Here is a 22,528-nt window from a genome sequence, read left to right on the forward strand (position 1 = left end):
TCACTCACGGCCCGAGCCTACGGAGACGTCGCCGGTCGGGCGCGACTCCGAGCCGGGCACCGCCATCAGCGTGCGCACGTCCTCCTGCAGGCGCGGCCCGAGCTCGCCCCAGCCTGGCCCGTAGCCGTAGAGCTCGCGCAGCGAGATCCGAGAGCGGGTGCCGTCGAGGAGGTCGACGTCGTCGGGGCCGATGAGGCCCGGGTGCACGACGCCGATGGCCTCGCTGACCTTGACCAGGTCCCGGCGCAGCGAGGTGAGGTAGTTGGCCGTCCGCACCGCCTTCAGGGTCGGGTCGAGGCCGCGTTGCAGCCAGGCGTTCTGGGTCGCGACGCCGGTCGGGCAGTGGTCGGTGTGGCACTTCTGGGCCTGGATGCAGCCGATCGCCAGCATCGCCTCGCGCCCCACCTGGACCAGGTCGGCGCCGAGCGCGAACGCCACCGCCGCGTTCTCCGGCAGACCCAGCTTGCCGCCGCCGATGAAGGTGACGTCGTCAGTCAGGCCGGCCGCGGCGAAGCGCCGGTAGACCTCGCTGAACGCGACCCGGAAGGGGTAGGCCACGGAGTCTGCGAACACCATCGGAGCCGCGCCGGTGCCGCCCTCGCCGCCGTCGATGTTGACGAAGTCGACGCCCCGCTGGCCGCCCACCATCTCCTCGACGAGGCGGTCCCAGAAGTCGAGGTTGCCGACCGCGGACTTGATCCCCACGGGCAGCCCGGTCTCGGCCGCGACCAGCTCGACGAAGTCGAGCATCGAGTCGACGTCGTGGAAGACCTGGTGCCGGCTCGGCGAGGCGCAGTCCACGCCCGCCTTGATCCCGCGGATCTCCGCGATCTCGTCGCTCACCTTGGCTGCGGGCAGCATGCCGCCCAGGCCGGGCTTGGCGCCCTGCGACAGCTTGATCTCGATCGCGCGCACCGGCGCCCCGGCCACCAGGTCCTTGAGCCGGGCCAGGTCGAAGCGCCCGTTCTCGTCGCGGCACCCGAAGTACGACGTACCGATCTGGAACACCAGCTCACCGCCGTTGCGGTGGTACGGCGAGAGCCCGCCCTCGCCGGTGTTCTGCAGGCAGCCGGCCAGCTCGGCGCCCCGGTTGAGCGCCTCGATCGCGTTGGCCGAGAGCGAGCCGAAGCTCATCCCCGAGATGTTGACGACCGACCCGGGCCGGAAGGCGTGGGCGCGGCCGCGGGCGGCGCCGAGGACCTTCGCGGCGGGCACCGGGACGCCCTCCTCGGCGTGCCGCCCGGTGGCGGCGCCGGGCCCGGTGAACGTGCGGTGCTTGATGATCGGGTAGCCCACGACGTTCTCGACGTCGTTGTCGGTGCCGAAGCCGAAGTAGGCGTTCTCCAGCTTCGAGGAGGCGTAGACCCAGCGCCGCTGGTCGCGACTGAAGGGCCGCTCCTCGTCGTTCGACGTGACGATGTACTGGCGCAGCTCGGGGCCGAACCGCTCCAGCTGGAAGCGCAGGTGCCCGATCACCGGGAAGGTGCGCAGGATCGCGTGCTTGCGCTGGGTGAGGTCGTGTGCGGCCACGGCGCCGAGCGCGGCGGCGCCCAGCGCGGCCGCCCGAGTGAGCTTCATACCCCTAGAGGTACCCGCAAACCCGCCCGACCGACAGGGCCGGGGGTCAGCAGGTCAGCGGATGCGGGTCCGACGCATCATCCGGAGCCCGGACAGCATCCCCTTGACGTACGCGTCGTAGTCCTGGCCGGGGCGCGCGCCCATGACCTGCTTCTTGAGGACCGCCAGGTTCTGCACGTCGGTGTACTTGGTCAGGCCCTGGTCGCCGTGGCGGGCGCCGACGCCGGACTGCTTGACGCCTCCCGACGGCGTCCCCTTCGACGCGAACGCCGTGGCGAGGATGTCGTTGATGTTGACGTTGCCCGACTCAATGCGCCGGGCGACGGACTCGGCGCGCTTGAGGTCACCGCCCCACACCGAGGCGTTGAGGCCGTACTCGGTGTCGTTGGCGAGCTCGACGGCCTCCTCGACCGTGCGATAGCGGTGCAGGGCCACGACCGGGCCGAAGGTCTCGGTGGAGCCGGCCAGCATGTCCTGGGTGACGCCCTCGAGGATCGTCGGCTCGAAGAACGCCGGGCCGAGGTCGGGGCGCGCCCTGCCACCCGTCACGAGGGTGGCGCCCTTGGCGAGCGCGTCCGCCACGTGCGCCTGGACCCGCTCCTTGTGCTCGGGCGAGACCAGCGAGCCCATCTCGGGCTCGAAGTCGTACGACGCCGCCACTTTCAGCGACTGCGCCGCGGCGGTGAACCGCGCCTTGAACTCGTCGTAGTGCGACTCGGGCAGGTAGATCCGCTCGATGTGCATGCAGATCTGACCGGTGTTGCCGAAGACGCCGAACACCGCACCCTGGACCGCCTCGTCCAGGTCGGCGTCGTCGAGGACGATCATGGGGTTCTTGCCCCCGAGCTCGAGGCAGCACCCGATCAGGTTGCGGCCGGCGCGCTCCCCGATGACCCGCCCGGTGGCGGTGGAGCCGGTGAACATCACGTAGTTGGCGTGGTCGATCAGCGTCGGCCCGACGTCCGGGCCCTCTCCGCACACCACCTGGAACAGGCCCTTCGGGAGCCCCGCCTCCTCGAGCATCTGGATGCCGAAGAGCGGCGACAGCGCGGTCTTGTTGTCGGGCTTGAGGACCACGCCGTTGCCGGCCATGAGGGCGGTGATCGCGTCGGACATCCCGGTGGCGAAGGGGAAGTTCCACGGCGCGATGACGCCCACGACGCCCTTGGGCTGGCGGATCTCGGTGGAGGTGGTGAGGAACGGGACCGGGCCGCCGCGCTTGACCGGCGCGAGCAGCCGGGCAGCGCGCTTGAGGTAGTGGCTCATCACCATCGGCGGGTCGCAGCTCTCCTCGATCGCCATGCGCCGGTTCTTGCCGCTCTCGACCTGGATCAGGTCGGTGGTGGTGACCGCGTTGTCGACGAAGATCCGGTGCGCGCGGTCGAAGACCGCGAGCCGCCTCTTCAGCGGCCAGGACGCCCACTCGTGCTGCGCGGCGCGTGCCGCCGCGAACGCCGACTCGATGTCGGGCGGGGTCGACTGCGGCAGCTCGACCAGCACCTCGCCGGTGTAGACCTCGGTGAGCTTCCAGGTGCCGCCGCTGGTGGACGGGACTCGGGAGACGAGTCGCTGGAGGAAGGCGTCGGTGACCGACGCCGGGCGCTGCAGGGTCATGTCATGCCCCTTGGGATCCGGTGCTGCCGAGGACGAGGTCGGCGCCGCGCTCGCCGATCATGATCGCGGGCGCGTTGGTGTTGCCGCCGGTGATGGACGGCATGATCGAGGCGTCGCACACGCGCAGCCCCTCGACGCCGCGGACCTTGAGGTCGGGGCCGACCACCGCCAGCTCGTCGACGCCCATGCGACAGGTGCCGACGCCGTGGTAGACCGAGGTCGCCCGGTTGAGGATCGCGTCGCGCAGCTCCTGGCCCTTGAGGCTGGCCCCGGGGTGGATCTCCTCCTTGACCGCGCCGCCGAACGCCGCGCCACCCATGATCTCGCGCACCATCTCCGAGCCCTCGGCGAGGACCTCGAGGTCGGCCGGGTCCGCGAGGTACTGGAAGTCGATCAGCGGAGCGGCCGTCGGGTCGGACGAGGCCAGGCGCAGGGTGCCCCGGCTCTTGGGGTAGATCAGCGTGGCCAGCAGCGTCAGCGACGTACGCGGGTCCACCTTGTGCTGGATCGGCTCGTCCTGGTTGGGCGAGACGTAGGACCAGGGCAGCAGGTGCAGCTGCAGGTCGGGTACGTCGGTCGCCTGCGAGGTCCGCAGGAACGCGACCGACTCGAAGACCGAGTTGGCGAGGAACGTCCTGCCCGGACGCAGCGCCTCCCGGGCCACGCCCCTGGCGAAGAAGAACGCGTTGCCGCGCATCTTCGACGTGGTCGTGTGGAAGGTCAGCGCGTGGAACATGTGGTCGTGCAGGTTGTCGCCGACCGGGAGGTCCGCGACGACCTCGATGCCCTGGTCGATGAGGTGCTGGGCATGGCCGACGCCCGAGAGCATCAGCAGCTGTGCCGACCCGACGAAGCCGGCCGAGAGGATGACCTCCTTGCCGGCGCGCACCGTACGGCGAGAGCCGTCCTTGTCGGTCACCTCGACGCCGGTGGCGCGGCCGCCCTCGATGGCGACCCGGGTGACCAGGACCTCCGACTGCAGCTGCAGCGAGGGCACGTCGAGGTGGTGGAGGTAGCCGCGCGAGGCGCTGTAGCGCAGCCCGTGAGCGGCGTTCTGCTGCATCCGGCTGACGCCCTCCTGCGACTCCGCGTTGTAGTCGTCGAGGATCTTCACGCCCAGCGCGTCCGAGGTGGCCTGGATGAACTGCAGCGTGCCCTCCTGGGGCACCTTGTTGCGGGTGACCTTGATCGGCCCGCCGGCGCCGCGGTACCGGTTGGGGCCGTCCTCGAAGTCCTCCAGGCGCCGGTAGGCGTCGTTGACCTCGTCGGCCGACCAGCCGGTGTTGCCCTCGGCGGCCCAGGAGTCGTAGTTGGCGCGATTGCCGCGGACGTAGACCATGCCGTTGATCGAGCTGGAGCCGCCGACCACCTTGCCGCGCGGCACCGGCATCTTGCGGTCGAGGATGTGCTTCTGCGGCGTGGAGTAGTAGCCCCAGTCGACGCGGGCCTTGATCTGCGGCACCGAGTGCATCGGCCCGATCATCCCGGGCTTCTTGACGAGGTACTGCTCGTCGCTCTTGCCGGCCTCGAGGACGATCACGCTGGCGCCCGACTGGGCGAGGCGACCGGCGATGGCAGCCCCGGAGCTGCCGGAGCCGACGACCACGTAGTCGGCCTCGTTGCGATAGGGGGCGGCCTTGCCCATGGGTGAGTTCCTCACGTCGGTCGGGTGCTGCCGGCCGCAACTGTAACGCGTTCTAGTTTGCTCCGTACAGGCCTCGGACGGGAGACTCAGCGCCGTGCAGATCCTCTCGATCCAGTCCTCGGTGGCCTACGGCCACGTCGGCAACTCCGCGGCCGTCTTCCCGCTCCAGCGGCTCGGGCACGAGGTCTGGCCGGTGCTCACCGTCCACTTCTCCAACCACACCGGGTACGGCGCCTGGCGCGGGCCGCTCCTCGCGCCGGCCGACGTCGCCGAGGTCATCGCCGGCATCGGCGACCGCGGCGTGCTCGGCGAGGCGGACGCGGTGCTGTCGGGCTACCAGGGGGACCCGGCGATGGGCCAGGTCATCCTCGACGCCGTCGCCACGGTGAAGTCGGCCAACCCCGACGCCGTCTACTGCTGCGACCCCGTGATGGGCGACGTCGGACGCGGAATGTTCGTCAAGCCCGGGATCCCGGAGTTCCTGCGCGACACCGTCGTCCCCACCGCCGACATCATCACGCCCAACCACTTCGAGCTCGACTTCCTGGCGGGGACGAGCACCACCACGCTCGAGGAGGTGCTGGCGGCCGTCGACGTCGTACGCGACGGCGGCCCCCGCGACGTCCTGGTCACCAGCGTCCTGCACGCCGGCTCCGACCCCGACTCGCTCGACGTCGTCGCCGTCTCTGACGCCGGAGCCTGGGTGGTCACCACCCCGCTGCTGCCCATCACGCCCAACGGCTGCGGCGACGTCACGGCCGCGCTCTACCTCGCCCACCTGCGCACCACCGGCTCCCCCGCGCTCGCCCTGGGCCGCACCACGTCCTCGGTGTTCGCGATCCTCGAGGCGACCCTCGCCGCCGGCACCCGCGAGATCCAGCTCGTCGCCGCCCAGCACGCCATCGCGCACCCGCCCGAGCGGTTCGAGGTGCGCCGGCTGCGCTGAGGTGGCGTGGGCGCGTGGGGGCGTGGCGTGGCGTGAGATTCACCGGGTGCCCGGTGAAACTCGTGCCTCCCCGACAAAGCTTCGTGGGGGAAGCGTGAGTTTCACCGGGTGCCCGGTGAAACTTGTGACGAGCCCAGACGCCGCACCCCCACAGAGCCGCGTGAGAGAATCGAACTCTCGACAATCGCATTACAAGGGCGATGCTCTGCCAACTGAGCTAACGCGGCACGCGCTCTCGCGCGGGGCAATCCTAGGCGTTGTCGCCCGGCTCGGCCTCGGGGGCGGCCTCAGGCGTGGAGGCGTCGACGAAGGCACGCTGCACGTCGGTCTCCGGCGCCCACCCCGGGCATCCCGGGCGAGACGTTGATGCGACGCGCGAGCACCCGTGCGCGCCGCCTCCTGGACGCCTTTGGCACACTCGCCCGGTGACTGACGCGCCCGCTCCGCAGAGCCGCGCCGGCAAGCTCTTGGTCCTGGTCGGCATCGTGGTGCTGGCCTTCAACCTCCGCCCGGCTGCGGTGAGCGTGGGGCCGGTGCTCGACGAGATCCGCGACGGTCTCGGCATGTCCGGCACGGAGGCCGGCGTGCTCACGTCACTGCCGGTACTCGCGTTCGCGGTGTTCGGCGGGCTCGCGCCGCGACTCGCACGGCGGGTCGGGACGCACCGGCTCACCCTGCTGGCCCTGCTCTGCGTGCTCGCCGGGCTCCTCCTGCGCAGCCGGACGGACGGCGTCGCCCCGTTCCTGCTGCTCTCCCTCCTGGCCCTGTCGGGCATGGCCACGGCCAACGTCGTACTGCCGTCCCTGGTCAAGCAGCACTTCCCGGAGCGGGTCGGTCTCCTGACCGCGCTCTACTCCACGGCGCTGGCCATCGGCCTCACCGCCGCCTCGGTCGCCACCGTGCCGATCGGCGACGCCCTGGGCGACTGGCGCCACGGCCTCGGGGTCTGGGCGCTGACGGCCGCGCTCGCGGCCCTGCCGTGGCTGGGGCTGCTGCGCCACGACCGCCCGCCCGCCGACCCCGACGGCGTGGGCCACGCCCCGATCGGCCTGGTCGCCGTCGCCCGCACCCGGCTCGGCCTGGCGATGGCGCTCTTCTTCGGCCTGCAGTCGCTGCAGGCGTACGCGATCTTCGGCTGGTTCCCCGCCATCTTCCGCGACGCCGGCTACTCCGCGGCGCAGGCCGGGGTGCTGCTGGGCGTCATCACCGGCGTGAGCATCCCGCTGTCGTTCGTCATCCCCTCGCTCGCCGCGCGCCGCACGGACCAGCGCTCGATCGTGTCGGTGCTGGTCGCCTGCTACCCGCTCGGGTACGCCGGCATGATCCTGGCGCCGTACGACGGCGCCTGGCTGTGGGCGGTGCTGGTGGGCGTCGGGACCTGCACCTTCCCGCTGATCCTCACCCAGATCGGGCTGCGCGCCCGGACGCCCGCCGGCACGGCCGCGCTGTCCGGCTTCACGCAGTCGACCGGCTACTTGCTGGCGGCGCTGGGGCCGTTCGGCGTCGGACTGCTGCACGACGCGAGCGGGGGCTGGACGCTCCCGCTGCTGGCCCTGATCGCACTCTCGGTCCCGCTCCTGGCACTGGGGCTGGCCGTCGCCCGGCCGGCGTACCTCGAGGACCAGCTGGCTAGCTCATCCCCCCGTCGAAGGCGAGCACCGACCCGGTGATCATCCGAGCGTCCTTCGAGGCGAGGTAGACGATCGCGGACCCGATCTCCGCGGGGCTGATCGCGGGGCCGGGCAGCATCATCAGCAGCCGGTCGGCCACCCGCGGGTCGAGGTCCGGCGGGAAGATACTGGCGACGTGGGACACGATCGGGGTGTCGACGGTGCCCGGGCAGATCGCGTTGACCCGGATGCCGTGGGGCGACAGCTCCAGCGCCAGCGCCTTCGTCAGCATGGTCAGCCCGCCCTTCGCGGCGGCGTACGCCGTGGCGTAGGGCTGGGCGACGTTGCCCGCCACCGAGGAGACGTTGACGATGTTGCCGCCGCCCGCCTTGAGGTGGGGCAGCGCGGCCTGCATCAGCAGGAAGGGGCCCTTGAGGTCCACCGCGTGCACGCGGTCCCACTCCTCCTCGGTGATCTGCTCGAAGCGGCCGAACTGCACGATCCCCGCCACGTTGGCCAGGACGTCGATCCGCCCGCCCGCGGCGCAGACGGCGACCGCGTCGTCAATGGACCCGCGGTCGGCCACGTCGCACTCGACGAAGGTCACCCCCTCCGGCACGCCTGCCCGGATGTCCAGGCCGAACACCACCTCGCCCAGGTCGCGGAAGAGCTCGGCCGTCGCGTACCCGATCCCGCTCGCGGCGCCCGTGACGACGACGACGCGCTGGGGCCGCCCGGGGGTCTGGGTCATGGCGCGGAGCGTAGCAGCGAACTAGAACCTGTTCTCGTCTCGCGCCGTGCGAGGCTGGGACCGTCATGAGCCTGCTGCACGAGCCGCACCACGACGGCTCCCCCCTGTACCTGCCCGACGACCGGCCCACGCCCGACGGCACGGTCGCCGTCCGTCTGCGCACGCACACCGGCGATCCCGTAAGCACCGCCTGGCTGCGCACGACGTACGACGCCGAGCCGGTGTTCCACGAGTGCCGCGTCGAGCGTCGCGACGGCGACACCGTCTGGTGGACCGCGCAGCTGCCGGTGCACAACCCGGTGACCCACTACCGCTTCCTCCTTGACGGCCCCGACGGCCAGCGCTGGCTCACCGCGGCCGGACTGCTCGAGCACGACCCGCCCGACGCCTTCGACTTCACCGTCACCTGGCACGAGCCCGCGCCCGACTGGGGCCGCGACGGCGTCGTCTACCAGGTCTTCCCCGACCGCTTCGCGCGCTCGGCACGTGCCGACCAGCGGCCCACCCCGCACTGGGCGCTGCCCGCGGCGTGGGACGACGAGGTGGTCTTCGAGCTCGACGACCCGCGGACGGCGGTCCAGCTCTACGGCGGCGACCTGGACGGCATCGCCGAGCACCTCGACCACGTGGCCGACGTCGGCGCCACGATCCTCTACACGACGCCGGTCTTCCCGGGCGAGAGCAACCACCGCTACAACGCCTCCACCTTCGACGGCGTCGACCCGCTGCTCGGTGGGGACGACGCCTACGCGCGGCTCAGCGCCGCCGTCCACGCCCGCGGCTGGCGGATCCTCGGCGACCTGACCACCAACCACACCGGGGACACCCATGAGTGGTTCCTCGACGCCGCCGCCGACCCCGCCTCCGAGCGGCGTACCTGGTACCACTTCCGGCCCGACGGCAGCTACGAGTGCTGGATGGGCTGGCAGAGCCTGCCCAAGCTCAACCACGCCGACGACGGCGTACGGCGCGCGATGGTCGCCGGGCCGGACAGCGTGGTGGCGCGCTGGCTGCGCCCGCCGTTCGACGTCGACGGCTGGCGCATCGACGTCGCCAACATGACCGGCCGGCTCGGCGCGATCGACGTCAACCACGCCGTCGCCCGCGACGTACGGCGCACGGTCGCGGACGGGCGCCCCGACGGGCTGGTCATCGGCGAGCACAACCACGACGCCTCGGGCGACCTCGAGGGCGACGGCTGGCACGGCACCATGAACTACTCCGGCTTCGCCTGGCCCGTCTGGTCCTGGCTGCGCGACCCGGCCTCGCCGGCCCGGGCCTTCGGCCGCCCGGTCCCCGTCTCCCGTCGGCCGGGCGCGAGCGTCCAGCGCGCGCTGCGCGAGTGGCAGGCCCGCTACGGCTGGCGCGCCACCGGCGCGTCGTGGAACGTGCTCGGCTCCCACGACAGCGCCCGGATCCGCACCGTGGTCGGCGACCCGGCGCTGCACCGGCTCGCCGCCGGACTGCAGTTCACGCTGCCCGGCGTCCCCATGGTCTTCGCCGGCGACGAGATCGGTCTCGAGGGCGTCGCCGGCGAGGACTCGCGCCGGCCGATGCCGTGGGAGCGACCCGAGACCTGGGACCGCGCCACGCTGGCGACGTACTCCGCCCTCGCGAGGGCCCGCGCCGAGCACGTCGCCCTGCGCCGCGGCAGCCTGCGCTGGGCGCACGTAGACGACGACTGCCTGATGTACCTGCGCGAGCACCCCGCGGGCTCGGTGCTCGTCTGCGCCCGCCGAGCGGGCGGCCCGGCGGTGGATCTGCCGCTCGAGCTGGGCGAGGTGCTGGTCTCCAGCGAGGACGCCCCCGTCGGGCCGCACGCCTCCGAGCACCCGGGATTGACCGTCTGGCGGGTCTAGGGTGGCGGGTATGGCCCTCCACATCGTGGCCAACCGGCCCGACCCGGCGCTGCTGCGCCTGCCGTGGGCGACCTGTCTGGAGGAGTGGGACGACCGCTACGTCGTCCCACTGCCGCGCGGCCTGTCACGGCACATCGTGCGGATCGTGCGGCTCGGCGCGCGGACCTACGCGATCAAGGAGACGGTCGCGGACGTCGCGTTCAAGGAGTACCACCTGCTGCGCGACCTCGGCCGGCTCGGGCTTCCGGCGGTGCGGCCGCAGGGCGTGGTCACCGGGCGCGTCGACGCCGAGGGCCAGGAGCTGCCGGCGGCGCTGCTGACCGAGCACCTGCGGTTCTCGCTGCCCTACCGCAGCCTGTTCGCGCACGGTCTCGCCGCCGACAACGTCCCCTCGCTCATCGACGCGCTGGTGGTGCTCCTGGTCCGGCTGCACCTGGAGGGCTTCTTCTGGGGCGACGTGTCCTTGTCGAACGTGCTGTTCAGGCGCAACGCCGGCGGCTTCGCGGCGTACCTCGTCGATGCCGAGACCGGCGAGCTGCGCGGCAGCCTGTCGCAGCAGATGCGCGAGTACGACCTGACCATCGCCACCGAGAACGTCTTCGCCGAGCTGCTCGACCTGCAGGCCAGCGGCTCCCTCGACGAGCACGCCGAGGCGCTCGAGGTCGCGGGCTCCATCGAGGAGCGGTACGCCGCCCTGTGGGGCGAGCTGACCGACGTCGAGGAGTTCTCGGCCGACGAGATGTGGCGCATCGAGCAGCGCATCGAGCGGCTCAACGACCTCGGCTTCGACGTCGACGAGCTCGACATCGTCACCGACCTCGGTGGCGACCAGGTCCGCATCCAGCCGAAGGTCGTCGAGCTCGGCCACCACCGCCGCGAGCTGCAGGGGCTCACCGGGCTCGACGTCGAGGACGGCCAGGCCCGCAGGCTGCTCAACGACATCGCGTCCTTCACGGCCCACCACGACCTCGGCCGCGAGGACCGCGCGCTCGTCGCCAACCGCTGGCTCATCGACGTCTGGGAGCCCATCACCGCCATGATCCCGCCCGACCTGCGTGGCAAGCTGCCGCCCGCGGAGTTCTTCCACGAGGTGCTCGTGCACCGCTGGTACCTCTCCGAGCAGGCCGGCCACGAGGTCAACATCCTCGACACCGCCCGCGACTACGTCGAGCACGTCCTGCCCCACCGACCCGACGAGGTCGTCACGACACCGCCCGACAACCGGGATAGTCCCTAGCGCAGGAGGTCGCGGCCGATCACCATGCGCTGGATCTGGTTGGTGCCCTCGAAGATCTGGGTGACCTTGGCGTCGCGGAAGAGGCGCTCGACGGGGTAGTCGCGGGTGTAGCCGTTGCCGCCGAGGACCTGGACGGCGTCGGTGGTGACCCGCATGGCGGCGTCGCTCGCGGTGAGCTTGGCGATGCTGGCCTGGCGGGAGAAGGGGCGGCCGGCGTCCTTGAGCCGCGCCGCGTGCAGGTACGTCGCACGCGCGCGCTCGACGTCCGCGGCCATGTCGGCGAGCAGGAACTGCATCCCCTGGAACTCCCCGACCGCCCGGCCGAACTGCTCGCGCTCCCCCGCATAGGCCACGGCGTGGGCCAGGGCCGCCTGCGCGATGCCGGTGGCGACGGCGGCGATGCCGAGCCGGCCCGCGTCGAGGGCGGAGAGCGCCACCCGCATGCCGGCGCCCTCGTCGCCGATGCGGTGCGCGGCCGGGATCCGAGCCCCGTCGAAGAGCACCTGGGTGGTGACGTCGCAGTGCAGGCCGAGCTTCTTCTCGGGGGCGCCGAAGCTCATCCCCGGGGTGTCGGCCGGCACGATGAAGGCGGAGAGTCCGCGCTTGGGGTCCTCGCCGGTGCGGGCGAAGAGGATGTAGTAGTCGGCGCAGGAGCCGTTGCTGATCCACTGCTTGGTGCCGGTGACGACGTACTCGCCGGACGCCTCATCCAGGACCGCCTTGGTGCGGATCCCGCTGACGTCGGAGCCGGCCTGCGGCTCGGAGAGGCAGTAGGCGCCGAGCCAGTCACCGGCGAGCATCCGCGGCAGCCAGGTGACGCGCTGCTCGTGGGAGGCGTTGGCGGCCACCACCGTGGCGGTGAGGGAGTGCACCGAGGCGCCGACGCCCACGCTGGGCCAGGCGGTGGCGATCTCCTCGATCACCTGCAGGTAGACCTCGTAGGGCTGTGCCCCACCGCCGACCTCCTCGGCGAACGGCAGGCTGAGCAGGCCCGACCGCCCGAGCAGCCGGTAGGCGTCGGCCGGGAACTCCGCCCGCTCCTCCATCGCGTCGACCTGGGGCGCGAGCTCGCGGGTCGCGATGTCGCGCGTCAGCGCGAGCAGCGCCTCGGCGTCCTCGTCGGGCAGCAGTCGGTCCACGGCGGTCGGCACGCCGACCACTCTAGGTCGCGGCCCACGCCGCTAGGCGACCACGGTCGGCGCGGTCAGCATCGCCGAGGCCATGACGACCAGGTTGTCGACGAACCGGCTCGTGGGCAGCTGCCCGCGGTGGCGCTCGTCGCCCGCGAGCGCCCGTACGCGTCGGGCCACGGCGCCCAGGACGAAGGCGGTCATCAGGTTCAGCCGCTCGTCGCGCAGCTCCTCGTCGAGCTGCGGCAGCCGCTCCAGCAGCGTGGCGTAGACCTCGTAGGCCCCGCTGCCGGCCAGCGCCGCCTCGACCTCGGGGCTGTACGTCGAGGGGTCGTGCTCGGACAGCTCGGCGATGATCATCAGGAAGCTGGCGCCGCTGGCCGACTGCTCGGCGAGCTCCACGCAGGGGCGGACGAAAGCCTCGACGACCGGGGCGACGTCGTCGTCGGACCCGTTGCGCGCGGCCGCGAGGAGCTCGAGCTCGCGCTCGTGCAGGAAGGCGTTGTGCTGCTCCAGGACCGCGACGAGGAGACCGTCGCGACCGCCGAAGTGGTAGTGGACCGCGCCGCGGTTGCGCTGCCCTGCCTGGCGCGTGATCTCGACCAGGGAGGCCGACTGGATGCCGTGGTCAGCGAAGCCCTGGGTCGCCGCCTCCACGAGGCGCTGCCGGGTCGTGACCATCTCGCCAGACTAGGGCCTTCCAGCGCTACGGGCTGTAGTCCAGCGTGACGAATTCCCCGACGTCGAACCGGCCGTTGGACTGCAGGACGACCGGCTGCAGCCCGACCGGGCGGCCGTCGGCGTACGTCAGGAGGGTGACCTGCGCCGGGCGGCGGATCTTGCTGCCGATCGCGATGGCGTACGCCGCCCCGCCGGTCGTGCCGGTGGTGAAGGAGTAGCCGACCCGACCGTCCTCGGCCGTCACGGCGGTCGGTCCGTCCTGGACGTGCAGGTGGCCGCCGACGACCAGGTCGGTGCAGCCGCGGGCGAGCGCCTCGTCGCCGAGGTTGGCATCGTGGACCAGCAGCGTCGCGACCCGCTCGCCCTCCTCGTCGGCGGCGCAGGCGGCGTCGGCCAGGCGCTCCCCGACCTCGGCGAAGCTCAGGCCGGTCTCGTCGCGCCAGCTGCCCAGGCCGCTCGAGCGCGGGTCGCCGACCCCGAGCAGCCGCGTGTCGCCGGGGCCGTCGACCGGCTCGCCGTCGAGGACCGTCCAGCCCTGCTCGTCGAGGTAGTCGGCGACGAACGGCCCGTTGTCGTGATTGCCGGTGACGGCCCAGTGGCCGTCATAGCCCTCGAAGGCCGCCGTGACCGAGTCGAGCGAGAACGCCTCCCAGGCCTTGCCGGTCGACGTGTCGTCGCCGGCGTCGAAGACCGCGGTGGCGCCGCCCGCATCCGCGATGGCGCGGGCCACGGCGTCCATGCCGATGTTGTCGTGGCGGTCGGAGACCAGGGCGACGACGGTCTCGTCCTCCTCGGGCTCGCGCAGCGCCAGGTCCGCGGCGTCCTCGGCGGCCCGGGCGTAGAACTCCTCGCTCTTGGCGTAGGTGTCCACCGCGCTCTCGATGAGCCGGCGGGTCTGCGAGGTCGTGACGTCCCCGAGCACCTCGACACCGGCCGCCTCCTCAGGCACCGGGACCGTGGGCCCCAGGAAGGTGGAGAGCGACACCCACTCGCGCCCCGACTCGACGCTCTGGTCCTCGTCGTCCCAGGGCTCCCAGAGACCGACGACCATCAACAGCGCGAGCAGCGCCGCAAGCGCCCCCCGCCGCGACAGCGCCTGGCGGGCCAGCTCGCGGCGGCGAGCGGCCCCCACGGCCGCGAACAGCAGGACCGGCACCAGCCCGAGCACGGCGCCGCGCAGCAGCGCATCGACCAGCAGGCCCCGGATCGCGCCCTCGACCTTGCGGACGGCACCGTCGGGCTGGCTGGCGAGCACCGCGTAGCGCTCGACCAGCGCCTCGGTCGACGGCGCCTCGGTCTTGCCGAGACTGATGTCGGCGCCGATGCGCGAGCCGGAGTCAACGCGCAGGTCCGGCAGCACCGGGCCGGTGTGCAGCACCACCTGTCCGGTCAGGTCGGGCCGGATCTCCGCGTCGTGGCTGGCCAGCGTGACCGTGCGGCTGCTGTTGAGGAACACCAGCGCCGACGCGACCAGCGCGAGCCCGAGCCAGGCGGCCACGTAGGACAGCCCGACCGCGCCACGCACCGTCGTACGACGGACCCGCCCGCGCGGGCCCTTCGGCTCGTCGGGCTGCGGCGCCACGGGATCGGTCAGGCCCGCGCCTGCGCGATCGCGTAGAGGGCGACCGAGGCCGCGACCCCTGCGTTGAGCGACTCCAGGCTGTGCGCCATCGGGATCGACACCAGCTGGTCACAGGTCTCGGCGACCAGGCGGGAGAGCCCGTTGCCCTCCGAGCCGACGACGAGCACCAGGGGCCCGTCGGCCAGGTCGAGGTCGGGCAGCGACACCTCGCCGTCCGCCGCGAGGCCGACCACCATGCAGCCGGCGTCCTGGAAGGCCTTGAGCTGGCGGACCAGGTTGACGGTCTGGGCCACCGGGATCCGGGCGGCGGCGCCGGCGCTGGTCTTCCAGGCCGACGCGGTCATGCCGGCGGCGCGCCGCTCGGGGATGACCACGCCGTGCGCGCCGAAGCCCGCGGCACTGCGGATCACCGCGCCGAGGTTGCGCGGGTCGGTGACCGAGTCGAGCGCCACGATCAGCGGCGGCTCGTGGTTGGCCGCGGCCAGGTCGAGCAGGTCGTCGGCGTGGGCGTACTCGTACGGCGGGATCCGCGCGGCCAGGCCCTGGTGGACGGCGCCGCTGGTCATCCGGTCCAGCTCGCCCTTGCTCACCTCGAGCAGGTTCAGGCCCCGGTCGGACGCGATCTGGAAGGCCTCGCGCAGCCGGCCGTCGCGCTCGGCGCCCTCGGCGACGTAGACGCCGGTGACCGGCACGCCCTCCCGCAGCGCCTCCACGACGGAGTTGCGCCCGGCGACCCACTCGGCGTCGGTGCCCTTCTTGCGCGGGCGGGTCGAGGTCGAGCGCGACGACCTCTGCTCGGCCTTGTAGGCCTTGTGGTACGGGCGCTCCTTGGCCTTGGGCGTGGGGCCCTTGCCCTCCAGGCCACGCTTGACCCGCCCACCGGATCCGGCCGTGGGCTTCTTGCTGGTCTTGCGGATCGCGCCTTTTCTGCTGCTGTTCCCGGGCATTACAGGGTCCACCTTGCTCCGGCAGCGGTGTCCTCGATCTCGATCCCCGCTGCCTTGATCTGGTCGCGGATGGCGTCCGCGCGCGCGAAGTCCTTCTCAGCCCGGGCCTGGGCGCGCTGCTCGAGCAGGCCGGCAACGAGGACGTCGACGGCGGCGCTCAGCTTGGCGTCGTCGCCGGAGCCGCCCCAGGCGGGGTCCTGCGGGTGCAGGCCAAGCACGTCCAGCATGGCCAGCACCTCGGCGGCGGCCGGGGAGGCGTCTCCTGCGGCGGCCAGCAGCCGGTTGCCCTCGCGGACGGCGTCATAGAGGACCGCCACCGCCGCCGGCGTACCGAGGTCGTCGTCCATCGCCGCGACGAAGGCGTCCGGGAGGGTGCCGGTCTCGACCTCGGGGGCACGCTCCAGGAAGCTCTCGATGCGGCGCAGCCCGGCCGCGGCCTCGTCGAGCGCCTCGAAGCTGAACTCCACGTGCGAGCGGTAGTGGGCCATCAGCAGGTAGAAGCGCAGCTCGATGCCGCGGTAGCGCTGGAGCACCGCGGGGATGCTCAGCGAGTTGCCCAGCGACTTGCTCATCTTCTCGCCGGCGGTGGTGATCCAGGCGTTGTGCATCCAGTACGTCGCGAAGGGGCGGCCGGCGGCACGGGACTGGGCCTGCTCGTTCTCGTGGTGCGGGAAGCGCAGGTCGACACCGCCGCCGTGGATGTCGAAGGCCGCGCCGAGGTACTTGCCGGCCATCGCGGAGCACTCGATGTGCCAGCCGGGGCGGCCCCGTCCCCAGGGGCTGGGCCAGGCGGCGGTCTCGGGCTCGCTCTCCTTCTTCCAGCCCTTCCACAGGGCGAAGTCACGCGGGTCGCGCTTCCCCCGCGGGTCGGCGTCCTCGGCGGCGGCCATGTCCTCGATGCCCTGCCGGGTCAGCTCGCCGTACGACGGCCACGACCGCACGTCGAAGTAGACGTCGCCGGATCCGTCCTCGGCGGGGTAGGCGTGGCCCTTCGCGATGAGCTCGGCGATCAGCTCGATCATCTCCGGGACGTGGCCGGTCGCGGCCGGCTCGTAGGTCGGCGGCGCGACGTTGAGCGCGCGGTAGGCGCGGTCGAGCTCGCGGTGCATCTCGTAGGCGAGGTTGTACCAGGGGCGGCCCTGCTCGGCGGCCTTGGTGAGGATCTTGTCGTCGATGTCGGTGACGTTGCGGATGAAGGTGACGTCGAAGCCGCGGTGGCGCAGCCAGCGCTGCAGGACGTCGAAGTTGACGCCGGAGCGGACGTGGCCGACGTGCGGCTCGGACTGCACGGTGAGCCCGCACAGGTACAGACCCGCCTTCCCCTCCTCGAGGGGGACGAAGTCACGGACCTCGCGGGTCGCGGTGTCGTAGAGCCGGAATGTCACCTGCCAAGTCTAGGAGTTGCGGGTGCCCAGACCCGCATCGAGCGAGTCTGTGACAGAAGTGACTGGTGTGACTTACCGTGGATCGGTGCGCCTCCCCTTCCCCGCCCTGCTCACCACGACCGCCGCCGCCAGCCTCGGCCTCGCGCTCCTCGCGCCGCTGACGCCCGCCACCGGCGCCTCGACGTCCTCGTCCTCGTCCGCCGTCGCGGCCGAGCCGCGCGCGATCGCCTACACGCAGTGGGACAGCGGGGCCGAGCTGCGCACCGGCGCCCGCACCGGGACGATGGTCCTCAAGGGTCGCCTGGCCGTCACGAAGGCGGCGACCGCGCGCCGTACCTATGCGGGGAAGAGCTACCAGGTCGGGCGCTGGCTCTCGCCGTGGACGACGACGAAGTTCGGCCTCACCGAGCTGATCGCCTCGTGGGAGGCCACCACGCCCGGCAACAGCTGGGTCGAGATCGAGGTGCGCGGGCGCACCAAGGCCGGCGCGCGGTCGAGCTTCGACGTGCTCGGGCGCTGGACCTCCGGCGACAGCCACACCAAGCGGCAGACGGTCTCGGGCCAGAAGGACGACCTGGCCAGCGTCGCGGTCGACACCTGGCGCAGCAACGCCAGCGCTGGGCTCGGCTCCTACCAGCTGCGCGTCTCCCTCATGCGCTTGCCCGGCAAGGCCAGCCCGACGGTCGACACGATCGGGGCCGTCGCCTCGCGGCTGCCCACCGGGGAGGTCGTCGAGTCCAAGCCCGGCGTCGCCCGCGGCACGGTGCTCGACGTGCCGCGCTACTCCCAGATGGTCCACGAGGGCCACTACCCGCAGTGGGGCGGCGGCGGCGAGGCGTGGTGCTCGCCGACCTCGACCTCGATGGTCCTCGGCTACTACGGCGCGCTGCCGAAGCCGGCGCGCTACTCCTACCTGCCCTCCGACCACGCCGACCCGTGGGTCGACCACGCGGCCCGGATGACCTACGACACGGCCTACGACGGAACCGGCAACTGGCCGTTCAACACCGCGTACGCCGCCGCGCAGACCGGCAGCGCGTTCGTCACGAGGCTGCGCTCGATGCGCGAGGCCGAGCGGTTCATCGCCGCCGGCATCCCGCTGGTTATCTCCGTGGCCTTCGCCTCGGGCGAGCTCACCGGCGCCCCGATCTCCGCCACCGACGGACACCTGCTCGTGGTCGTCGGCTTCACCCAGTCCGGCGACGTGGTGGTCAACGACCCCGCCTCCCCCACCCGCGCGGGCGTGCGCCGTACCTATGACCGCGGCGAGCTCGAGAACGCCTGGCTCCCCACCACCGGCGGCACCGCCTACGTCATCACCGACCCCACCCACCCGGTCCCCGCCACCGCCCACAGCAACTGGTGATCGGGGCGGCGCGGCGTTGACGCGACCCTTGTAACTCACCGTTACGCCTTCTGCCATGCCCTTACAAGGGCGTGCTAGAAGCAGTAACGGTGAGTTACAAGCACGGCGACGCCCACCGCTCACCCGGACACCGACAGGTCGATGCCGTGCCGGCCGGTGGCGCCGTCGGGCAGGACGTCGCGCTCGACGTCGGTCTGCACGAGCCCCTCCGCGTCGGTGGCGCGGACCACGATGCGGTGCTCGCCGGGCTCCAGGTCGACCACCGCGCGCCACTGCACCCAGGTGTCGATCGTGCCCGGGTCGGCGAGGTCGGCCCGCTGCCAGGCACCGCCGTCGACGGCGACCTCGACCGCCGAGATGCCGGTGTGCTGGGCCCAGGCGACCCCGGCGACGGCCACCTCGCCCGCCGCGACCTCGGCGCCCGAGTCCGGTACGTCGATCCGGGAGGCCAGCTTGACCGGGCCACGCTCGGCCCAGCCCTTCTCGGTCCAGTAGGCCTGGATGTCGGCGAAGCGCGTGACCTCCAGGTCCACCACCCACTTGGTCGCGGAGACGTAGCCGTACAGGCCGGGCACGATCGTGCGCACCGGGAAGCCGTGCTCGATGGGCAGCGGCTTGCCGTTCATGGCGACCGCCAGCATCGCGTCGCGGTCGTCGGTCAGCGCCTCGAGCGGGGTGCCACAGGTCCAGCCGTCCTCGGAGGTCTGCAGGACCGCGTCGGCGCCCGGCTGTACGCCGGCGTCGGCCAGCAGCGTGGCGACGCGGACCCCGCTCCACCAGGCGTTGCCGATCAGGTCGCCGCCGACCGGGTTGGACACACAGTTGAGGGTCACCCAGGCCTCGGTCTTCTCGAAGGCGTTGAGCTCGTCGAAGGTCAGCTCGATCTCGCGGTCGACCAGCCCCTGGATGCGCAGCCGCCAGTCGCTCGGGTTGACCACCGGGATGGCGATGGCGGTGTCGATCCGGTAGAAGTCCGTCGCGCTGGTGAGCCACGGCGAGATGCCCTCGGCGCCGATGATCGCGCGGGGCGGGACCTGGGGGGCGCTCACGCCCGGCAGCCGCAGCAGCCCGCGGATGCGCTCCACCTCGCGGCGCCCCGCACCGACAAACCGTCCGAGCACTCCCGCCACCGCCACCGTGCCGGCGACCGCGCCGGCTCCGATGAGGAACCCGCGCCGCGAGGACTCCGGCATCGCGGCCGCCGGCTCACCGGGCACGGTCGACTCGGTCGCGGCGTCCGCCGTACGCAGCGGGGCGGCGAGCAGCGACAGCGCGACCAGCCAGGTCACGAACCCCGCCAGCACCGGCAGCGCGTCGGTGGCGTTGGCGGTGCCCTGCGGCAGCAGCACCGCCGTCGCCGCCGCGAGCGCGAGCGCGGTCAGGATCAGCACCGGCGCCCACCAGCTGCGCCGGGCGAGGTGGCCCACGACGGCGAACAGCACGGTGACGACCACCAGGATCCCGGCGACCAGCACCGCCTTGTCCCGATGCCCCAGCAGGTCGATCGCCGCCTCGGCCACGGGACCCGGGGTCAGCCGGATGACGTCCTCGGCCACGGCGACCACGGGCGACTCGCGGATGGAGAGCAGGTTGGCGGTGAGGTAGCTCGTGGCCAGCCCCGCCGCACCGGCGAGGATCCCGGCCAGCGACCAGGCCCCGCGAGTCGACGTCACACCGTCGATTGTGGCTCAGGCATCATCGGGGGGTGAAGCAGCCCCGGATCGGTATCGGCACCGACGTCCACCGGCTCGTCCCCGGCGTCCCCCTCCACCTCGCCGGTCTGTCCTGGCCCGACGAGCCGGCCGGGCTAGAAGGCCACTCCGATGCCGACGTCGCGGCCCACGCCGCGTGCGACGCGCTGCTGTCGGCGGCCGGCCTCGGCGACCTCGGCTCGAACTTCGGTACGTCGGACCCGGCCTGGGCCGGCGCCTCCGGAGCGGCCCTCCTGGGCGAGACGGCACGGCGCGTGCGCGAGGCCGGGTTCGAGATCGCCAACCTCGCCGTCCAGGTCGTCGGCAACCGCCCCCGCCTGGGGCCGCGCCGGGACGAGGCCGAGGCCGCCCTGTCGGCCGCCGCCGGCGCGCCGGTGAGCGTCTCCGCCACCACCACGGACGGCCTGGGCCTCACCGGCCGCGGCGAGGGTGTCGCCTCCATCGCCACGGCCCTGCTGCTGAGCGAGGCCTGAGGCCACGCATCCCGAGGCTGACCGTCTCGGCATCGGCGTTCTGGCCCTCTCCCTTGTCAAGACCAGATCAGGTGGGCAGGCTGTCGGCCATGTCTCCAGACGGGCGTGACAGCGGGCGGGGACCGGTAGTGGTCATGGGCGTGTCCGGCTCCGGCAAGAGCACCGTCGGCGCCGCCCTCGCCCAGCGCCTGCGCGCCCCCTTCGCCGACGCCGACGACTTCCACCCCGCGGCCAACGTGGCCAAGATGACCGCCGGGCACGCCCTGGACGACGACGACCGCCGGCCCTGGCTGGAGGCCCTCGGGATCTGGCTGGCCGACCACGAGGAGGGCGGGGTGATGACCTGCTCGGCGCTCAAGCGGGCCTACCGCGACCAGCTGCGGGCGCACGCACCCCAGACGGCCTTCGTGCACCTGCACGGCGACCGCGGCGTCATCGCCCGGCGCCAGGCCACCCGGCCCGGGCACTTCATGCCGGCCTCGCTGCTGGACTCGCAGTTCGCCACCCTCGAGCCCCTCGACGACGACGAGCACGGCTTCGTCGTCGACGTGGACCAGTCGGTGGACGCGATCGTCGAGCAGGTCGCCGGGCACCTGTCCCCGCCCGGGGTCGGCTGATGTCCCCCGCGGTCATCCTGGCCGCGACCGAGCTGACCGAGCCGGTCGCCGGCGGCGGGCGGCTGGTGCTCGCCGCCCTGGTCGGCATCGCGCTGATCGTCGGGCTGATCACCTTCCTCAAGGTGCACCCGTTCCTGGCACTGATCCTTGGCGGCTTCGCCGTCGGCCTCGTCGCCGGAGTGGACGTCGCCGACGTGGTCACCAGCTTCACGACCGGCTTCGGCACCACGGCGGCCGGCGTCGGCATCCTGATCGCGCTCGGCGCGATGTTCGCCAAGCTGCTCGCCGACTCCGGCGGCGCCGACGAGATCGTCGACGCCATCGTCGGGCGTGCCAGCACGCGGAGCCTGCCGTGGGCCATGGCGGCCGTGGGGGCGCTGATCGGGCTGCCGATGTTCTTCGAGATCGGGCTGGTCCTGCTGATGCCGGTGATCTACCTGGTCGCCCGGCGCGCGCAGCTCTCCCTCGTCACCGTGGGCATCCCCGCCCTGGCCGGCCTCTCGGCGATGCACGGCCTGGTGCCGCCGCATCCCGGCCCGCTGGTCGCCATCGACGCCCTGGGCGCCGACCTCGGCACCACGCTGGCGCTCGGCGTGCTCGTCGCGGTCCCCACCGTCGTCGTCGCGGGGCCGCTGTTCGCGCCGATCGCCGGGCGGTGGGTGCCGGTGCCGGCGCCCGACCGCTTCGAGGCGCGCGAGTCGGAGACGGTGGAGCGGCGGCCGTCGTTCCCGGTCACCCTGTTCACCGTCCTGCTGCCGGTGCTGCTGATGATGGGCAAGGCGCTCGCCGACATCCTCATCGACGACGAGGACGACCCGGTACAGCGGGTGCTCGACGTGATCGGGACCCCGGTCGTCGCCCTGCTGATCGCCGTCGTCGTCGCGATCTTCACCTTCGGCCGCGGCGCGGGCATGGACCGCGCGGCCGTCGCCACGTCCATCGAGTCGTCCCTGCCGCCGATCGCCGGGATCCTGCTGATCGTGTGTGCCGGCGGCGGCTTCAAGCAGGTGCTGGTCGACACCGGGATCGGCACCCGGCTCGCCGACTGGGCCCAGGACTTCGACGTCTCCGTGATCGTCCTGGCCTGGCTGCTCGCGGTCCTGATCCGCCTGGCCACGGGATCGGCCACCGTCGCGACCATCACCGCCTCCGCCCTGGTGGTCGGCCTGGCCGAGGGCCTCAGCCAGGGCGAGACCTCGCTCGTCGTCCTCGCCGTCGGGGCCGGGTCGGTCTTCTTCTCCCACGTCAACGACGCCGGCTTCTGGCTGGTCAAGGAGTACTTCGGCATCTCCGTCGGCCAGACCATCAAGACCTGGTCGGCCATGGAGACGATCCTGTCGGTCACCGGCCTGATCTTCGTGCTGCTGCTCAACCTGGTGATCTAGCAGCAGGATC

18 protein-coding genes and 1 tRNA gene are annotated in these 22,528 nt (G+C 72.5%); 8 read left to right on the forward strand and 11 right to left on the reverse strand.

The genetic code is table 11. From position 1 onward, the window contains the following. From LQ940_RS17620 to LQ940_RS17630, 3 genes are read right to left on the reverse strand one after another with little or no spacing between them, the layout of a single operon-like run. On the reverse strand, nt 1-1,578 hold the full coding sequence (locus LQ940_RS17620) for an FMN-binding glutamate synthase family protein (protein ID WP_231244203.1): 1,578 nt from the start codon (nt 1,576-1,578) through the stop codon (nt 1-3). A gap of 54 nt (nt 1,579-1,632) precedes the next feature. Beyond that, complete coding sequence (locus LQ940_RS17625; protein ID WP_231244204.1) at nt 1,633-3,192, reverse strand: succinic semialdehyde dehydrogenase; 1,560 nt, start codon at nt 3,190-3,192, stop codon at nt 1,633-1,635. 1 nt (nt 3,193) lies between these two features. Beyond that, nucleotides 3,194-4,837 (reverse strand): GMC family oxidoreductase, encoded by a 1,644-nt coding sequence (locus LQ940_RS17630; RefSeq protein WP_231244205.1) that lies wholly within the window; start codon nt 4,835-4,837, stop codon nt 3,194-3,196. A 94-nt stretch (nt 4,838-4,931) separates the two neighbouring features. Between LQ940_RS17630 and pdxY the strand changes: the two genes are divergently transcribed. Further along, complete coding sequence (gene pdxY, locus LQ940_RS17635) at nt 4,932-5,783, forward strand: pyridoxal kinase PdxY (protein WP_231244206.1); 852 nt, start codon at nt 4,932-4,934, stop codon at nt 5,781-5,783. A 154-nt stretch (nt 5,784-5,937) separates the two neighbouring features. Here pdxY and LQ940_RS17640 read toward each other — a convergent pair. Further along, nucleotides 5,938-6,010: transfer RNA gene (locus LQ940_RS17640), tRNA-Thr, on the reverse strand. A 198-nt stretch (nt 6,011-6,208) separates the two neighbouring features. Here LQ940_RS17640 and LQ940_RS17645 point away from each other — a divergent pair. After that, entirely contained in the window at nt 6,209-7,453 is a 1,245-nt protein-coding gene (locus tag LQ940_RS17645; protein WP_231244207.1) for a CynX/NimT family MFS transporter, read from the forward strand. Here LQ940_RS17645 and LQ940_RS17650 read toward each other — a convergent pair. Then, on the reverse strand, nt 7,413-8,144 hold the full coding sequence (locus LQ940_RS17650; protein ID WP_231244208.1) for an SDR family NAD(P)-dependent oxidoreductase: 732 nt from the start codon (nt 8,142-8,144) through the stop codon (nt 7,413-7,415). The two genes, LQ940_RS17645 and LQ940_RS17650, sit on opposite strands and share 41 nt — an antisense overlap. A 65-nt stretch (nt 8,145-8,209) precedes the next feature. On the opposite strand from LQ940_RS17650, the gene LQ940_RS17655 reads away from it, so the two are divergent. Together LQ940_RS17655 and LQ940_RS17660 are read left to right on the forward strand one after the other, a co-directional pair. Next, complete coding sequence (locus LQ940_RS17655) at nt 8,210-10,003, forward strand: glycoside hydrolase family 13 protein (protein WP_231244209.1); 1,794 nt, start codon at nt 8,210-8,212, stop codon at nt 10,001-10,003. Between the two features lie 10 nt (nt 10,004-10,013). Continuing rightward, nucleotides 10,014-11,240: a DUF4032 domain-containing protein gene (locus tag LQ940_RS17660; protein ID WP_231244210.1), complete on the forward strand. Its 1,227-nt coding sequence runs from the start codon at nt 10,014-10,016 to the stop codon at nt 11,238-11,240. On the opposite strand, the gene LQ940_RS17665 is transcribed toward LQ940_RS17660, so the two are convergent. From LQ940_RS17665 to cysS, 5 genes are read right to left on the reverse strand one after another with little or no spacing between them, the layout of a single operon-like run. Then, entirely contained in the window at nt 11,237-12,391 is a 1,155-nt protein-coding gene (locus tag LQ940_RS17665) for an acyl-CoA dehydrogenase family protein (RefSeq protein ID WP_231244211.1), read from the reverse strand. The two genes, LQ940_RS17660 and LQ940_RS17665, sit on opposite strands and share 4 nt — an antisense overlap. A gap of 30 nt (nt 12,392-12,421) precedes the next feature. Then, nucleotides 12,422-13,051, reverse strand: coding sequence for a TetR family transcriptional regulator (locus tag LQ940_RS17670; protein WP_231244212.1), 630 nt, complete (start codon nt 13,049-13,051; stop codon nt 12,422-12,424). Between the two features lie 25 nt (nt 13,052-13,076). After that, nucleotides 13,077-14,633, reverse strand: a complete 1,557-nt coding sequence (locus LQ940_RS17675; RefSeq protein WP_231244213.1) for a metallophosphoesterase family protein — start codon at nt 14,631-14,633, stop codon at nt 13,077-13,079. An 8-nt stretch (nt 14,634-14,641) separates the two neighbouring features. Next, a complete protein-coding gene (gene rlmB, locus LQ940_RS17680; RefSeq protein WP_231244214.1) occupies nt 14,642-15,580 on the reverse strand; it encodes a 23S rRNA (guanosine(2251)-2'-O)-methyltransferase RlmB in 939 nt (312 codons plus the stop codon). Continuing rightward, nucleotides 15,580-16,965 (reverse strand): cysteine--tRNA ligase, encoded by a 1,386-nt coding sequence (cysS, locus tag LQ940_RS17685; protein ID WP_231244215.1) that lies wholly within the window; start codon nt 16,963-16,965, stop codon nt 15,580-15,582. Before cysS ends, rlmB begins: the two co-directional genes overlap by 1 nt. Nucleotides 16,966-17,050: 85 nt before the next feature. On the opposite strand from cysS, the gene LQ940_RS17690 reads away from it, so the two are divergent. Continuing rightward, nucleotides 17,051-18,331, forward strand: coding sequence for a peptidase C39 family protein (locus LQ940_RS17690; RefSeq protein WP_231244217.1), 1,281 nt, complete (start codon nt 17,051-17,053; stop codon nt 18,329-18,331). Nucleotides 18,332-18,450: 119 nt separating this feature from the next. Here LQ940_RS17690 and LQ940_RS17695 read toward each other — a convergent pair whose 3' ends face one another. Then, nucleotides 18,451-20,004, reverse strand: a complete 1,554-nt coding sequence (locus LQ940_RS17695) for a molybdopterin-dependent oxidoreductase (protein WP_231244218.1) — start codon at nt 20,002-20,004, stop codon at nt 18,451-18,453. Nucleotides 20,005-20,036: 32 nt separating this feature from the next. Between LQ940_RS17695 and ispF the strand changes: the two genes are divergently transcribed. The 3 genes from ispF to LQ940_RS17710 all read left to right on the forward strand — a co-directional run bounded on the left by ispF (nt 20,037) and on the right by LQ940_RS17710 (nt 22,518). Continuing rightward, nucleotides 20,037-20,516, forward strand: coding sequence for a 2-C-methyl-D-erythritol 2,4-cyclodiphosphate synthase (ispF, locus tag LQ940_RS17700; RefSeq protein ID WP_231244220.1), 480 nt, complete (start codon nt 20,037-20,039; stop codon nt 20,514-20,516). 89 nt (nt 20,517-20,605) lie between these two features. Further along, on the forward strand, nt 20,606-21,133 hold the full coding sequence (locus LQ940_RS17705; RefSeq protein WP_231244221.1) for a gluconokinase: 528 nt from the start codon (nt 20,606-20,608) through the stop codon (nt 21,131-21,133). Further along, on the forward strand, nt 21,133-22,518 hold the full coding sequence (locus LQ940_RS17710) for a GntP family permease (RefSeq protein WP_231244222.1): 1,386 nt from the start codon (nt 21,133-21,135) through the stop codon (nt 22,516-22,518). The genes LQ940_RS17705 and LQ940_RS17710 overlap by 1 nt, the downstream gene beginning before the upstream one ends. Nucleotides 22,519-22,528 lie beyond the last annotated feature (10 nt).

The sequence above is a fragment of the Nocardioides sp. cx-173 genome (assembly GCF_021117365.1).
GTDB lineage: Bacteria > Actinomycetota > Actinomycetes > Propionibacteriales > Nocardioidaceae > Nocardioides.

Coding starts and splice junctions, on each gene's coding strand:
- LQ940_RS17620 (WP_231244203.1), bottom strand. CDS start 1,578: ATGAAGCTCACTCGGGCGGCCGCGCTGGGCGCCGCCGCGCTCGGCGCC.
- LQ940_RS17625 (WP_231244204.1), bottom strand. CDS start 3,192: ATGACCCTGCAGCGCCCGGCGTCGGTCACCGACGCCTTCCTCCAGCGA.
- LQ940_RS17630 (WP_231244205.1), bottom strand. CDS start 4,837: ATGGGCAAGGCCGCCCCCTATCGCAACGAGGCCGACTACGTGGTCGTC.
- LQ940_RS17650 (WP_231244208.1), bottom strand. CDS start 8,144: ATGACCCAGACCCCCGGGCGGCCCCAGCGCGTCGTCGTCGTCACGGGC.
- LQ940_RS17655 (WP_231244209.1), top strand. CDS start 8,210: ATGAGCCTGCTGCACGAGCCGCACCACGACGGCTCCCCCCTGTACCTG.
- LQ940_RS17660 (WP_231244210.1), top strand. CDS start 10,014: ATGGCCCTCCACATCGTGGCCAACCGGCCCGACCCGGCGCTGCTGCGC.
- LQ940_RS17670 (WP_231244212.1), bottom strand. CDS start 13,051: ATGGTCACGACCCGGCAGCGCCTCGTGGAGGCGGCGACCCAGGGCTTC.
- rlmB (WP_231244214.1), bottom strand. CDS start 15,580: ATGCCCGGGAACAGCAGCAGAAAAGGCGCGATCCGCAAGACCAGCAAG.
- LQ940_RS17705 (WP_231244221.1), top strand. CDS start 20,606: ATGTCTCCAGACGGGCGTGACAGCGGGCGGGGACCGGTAGTGGTCATG.
- LQ940_RS17710 (WP_231244222.1), top strand. CDS start 21,133: ATGTCCCCCGCGGTCATCCTGGCCGCGACCGAGCTGACCGAGCCGGTC.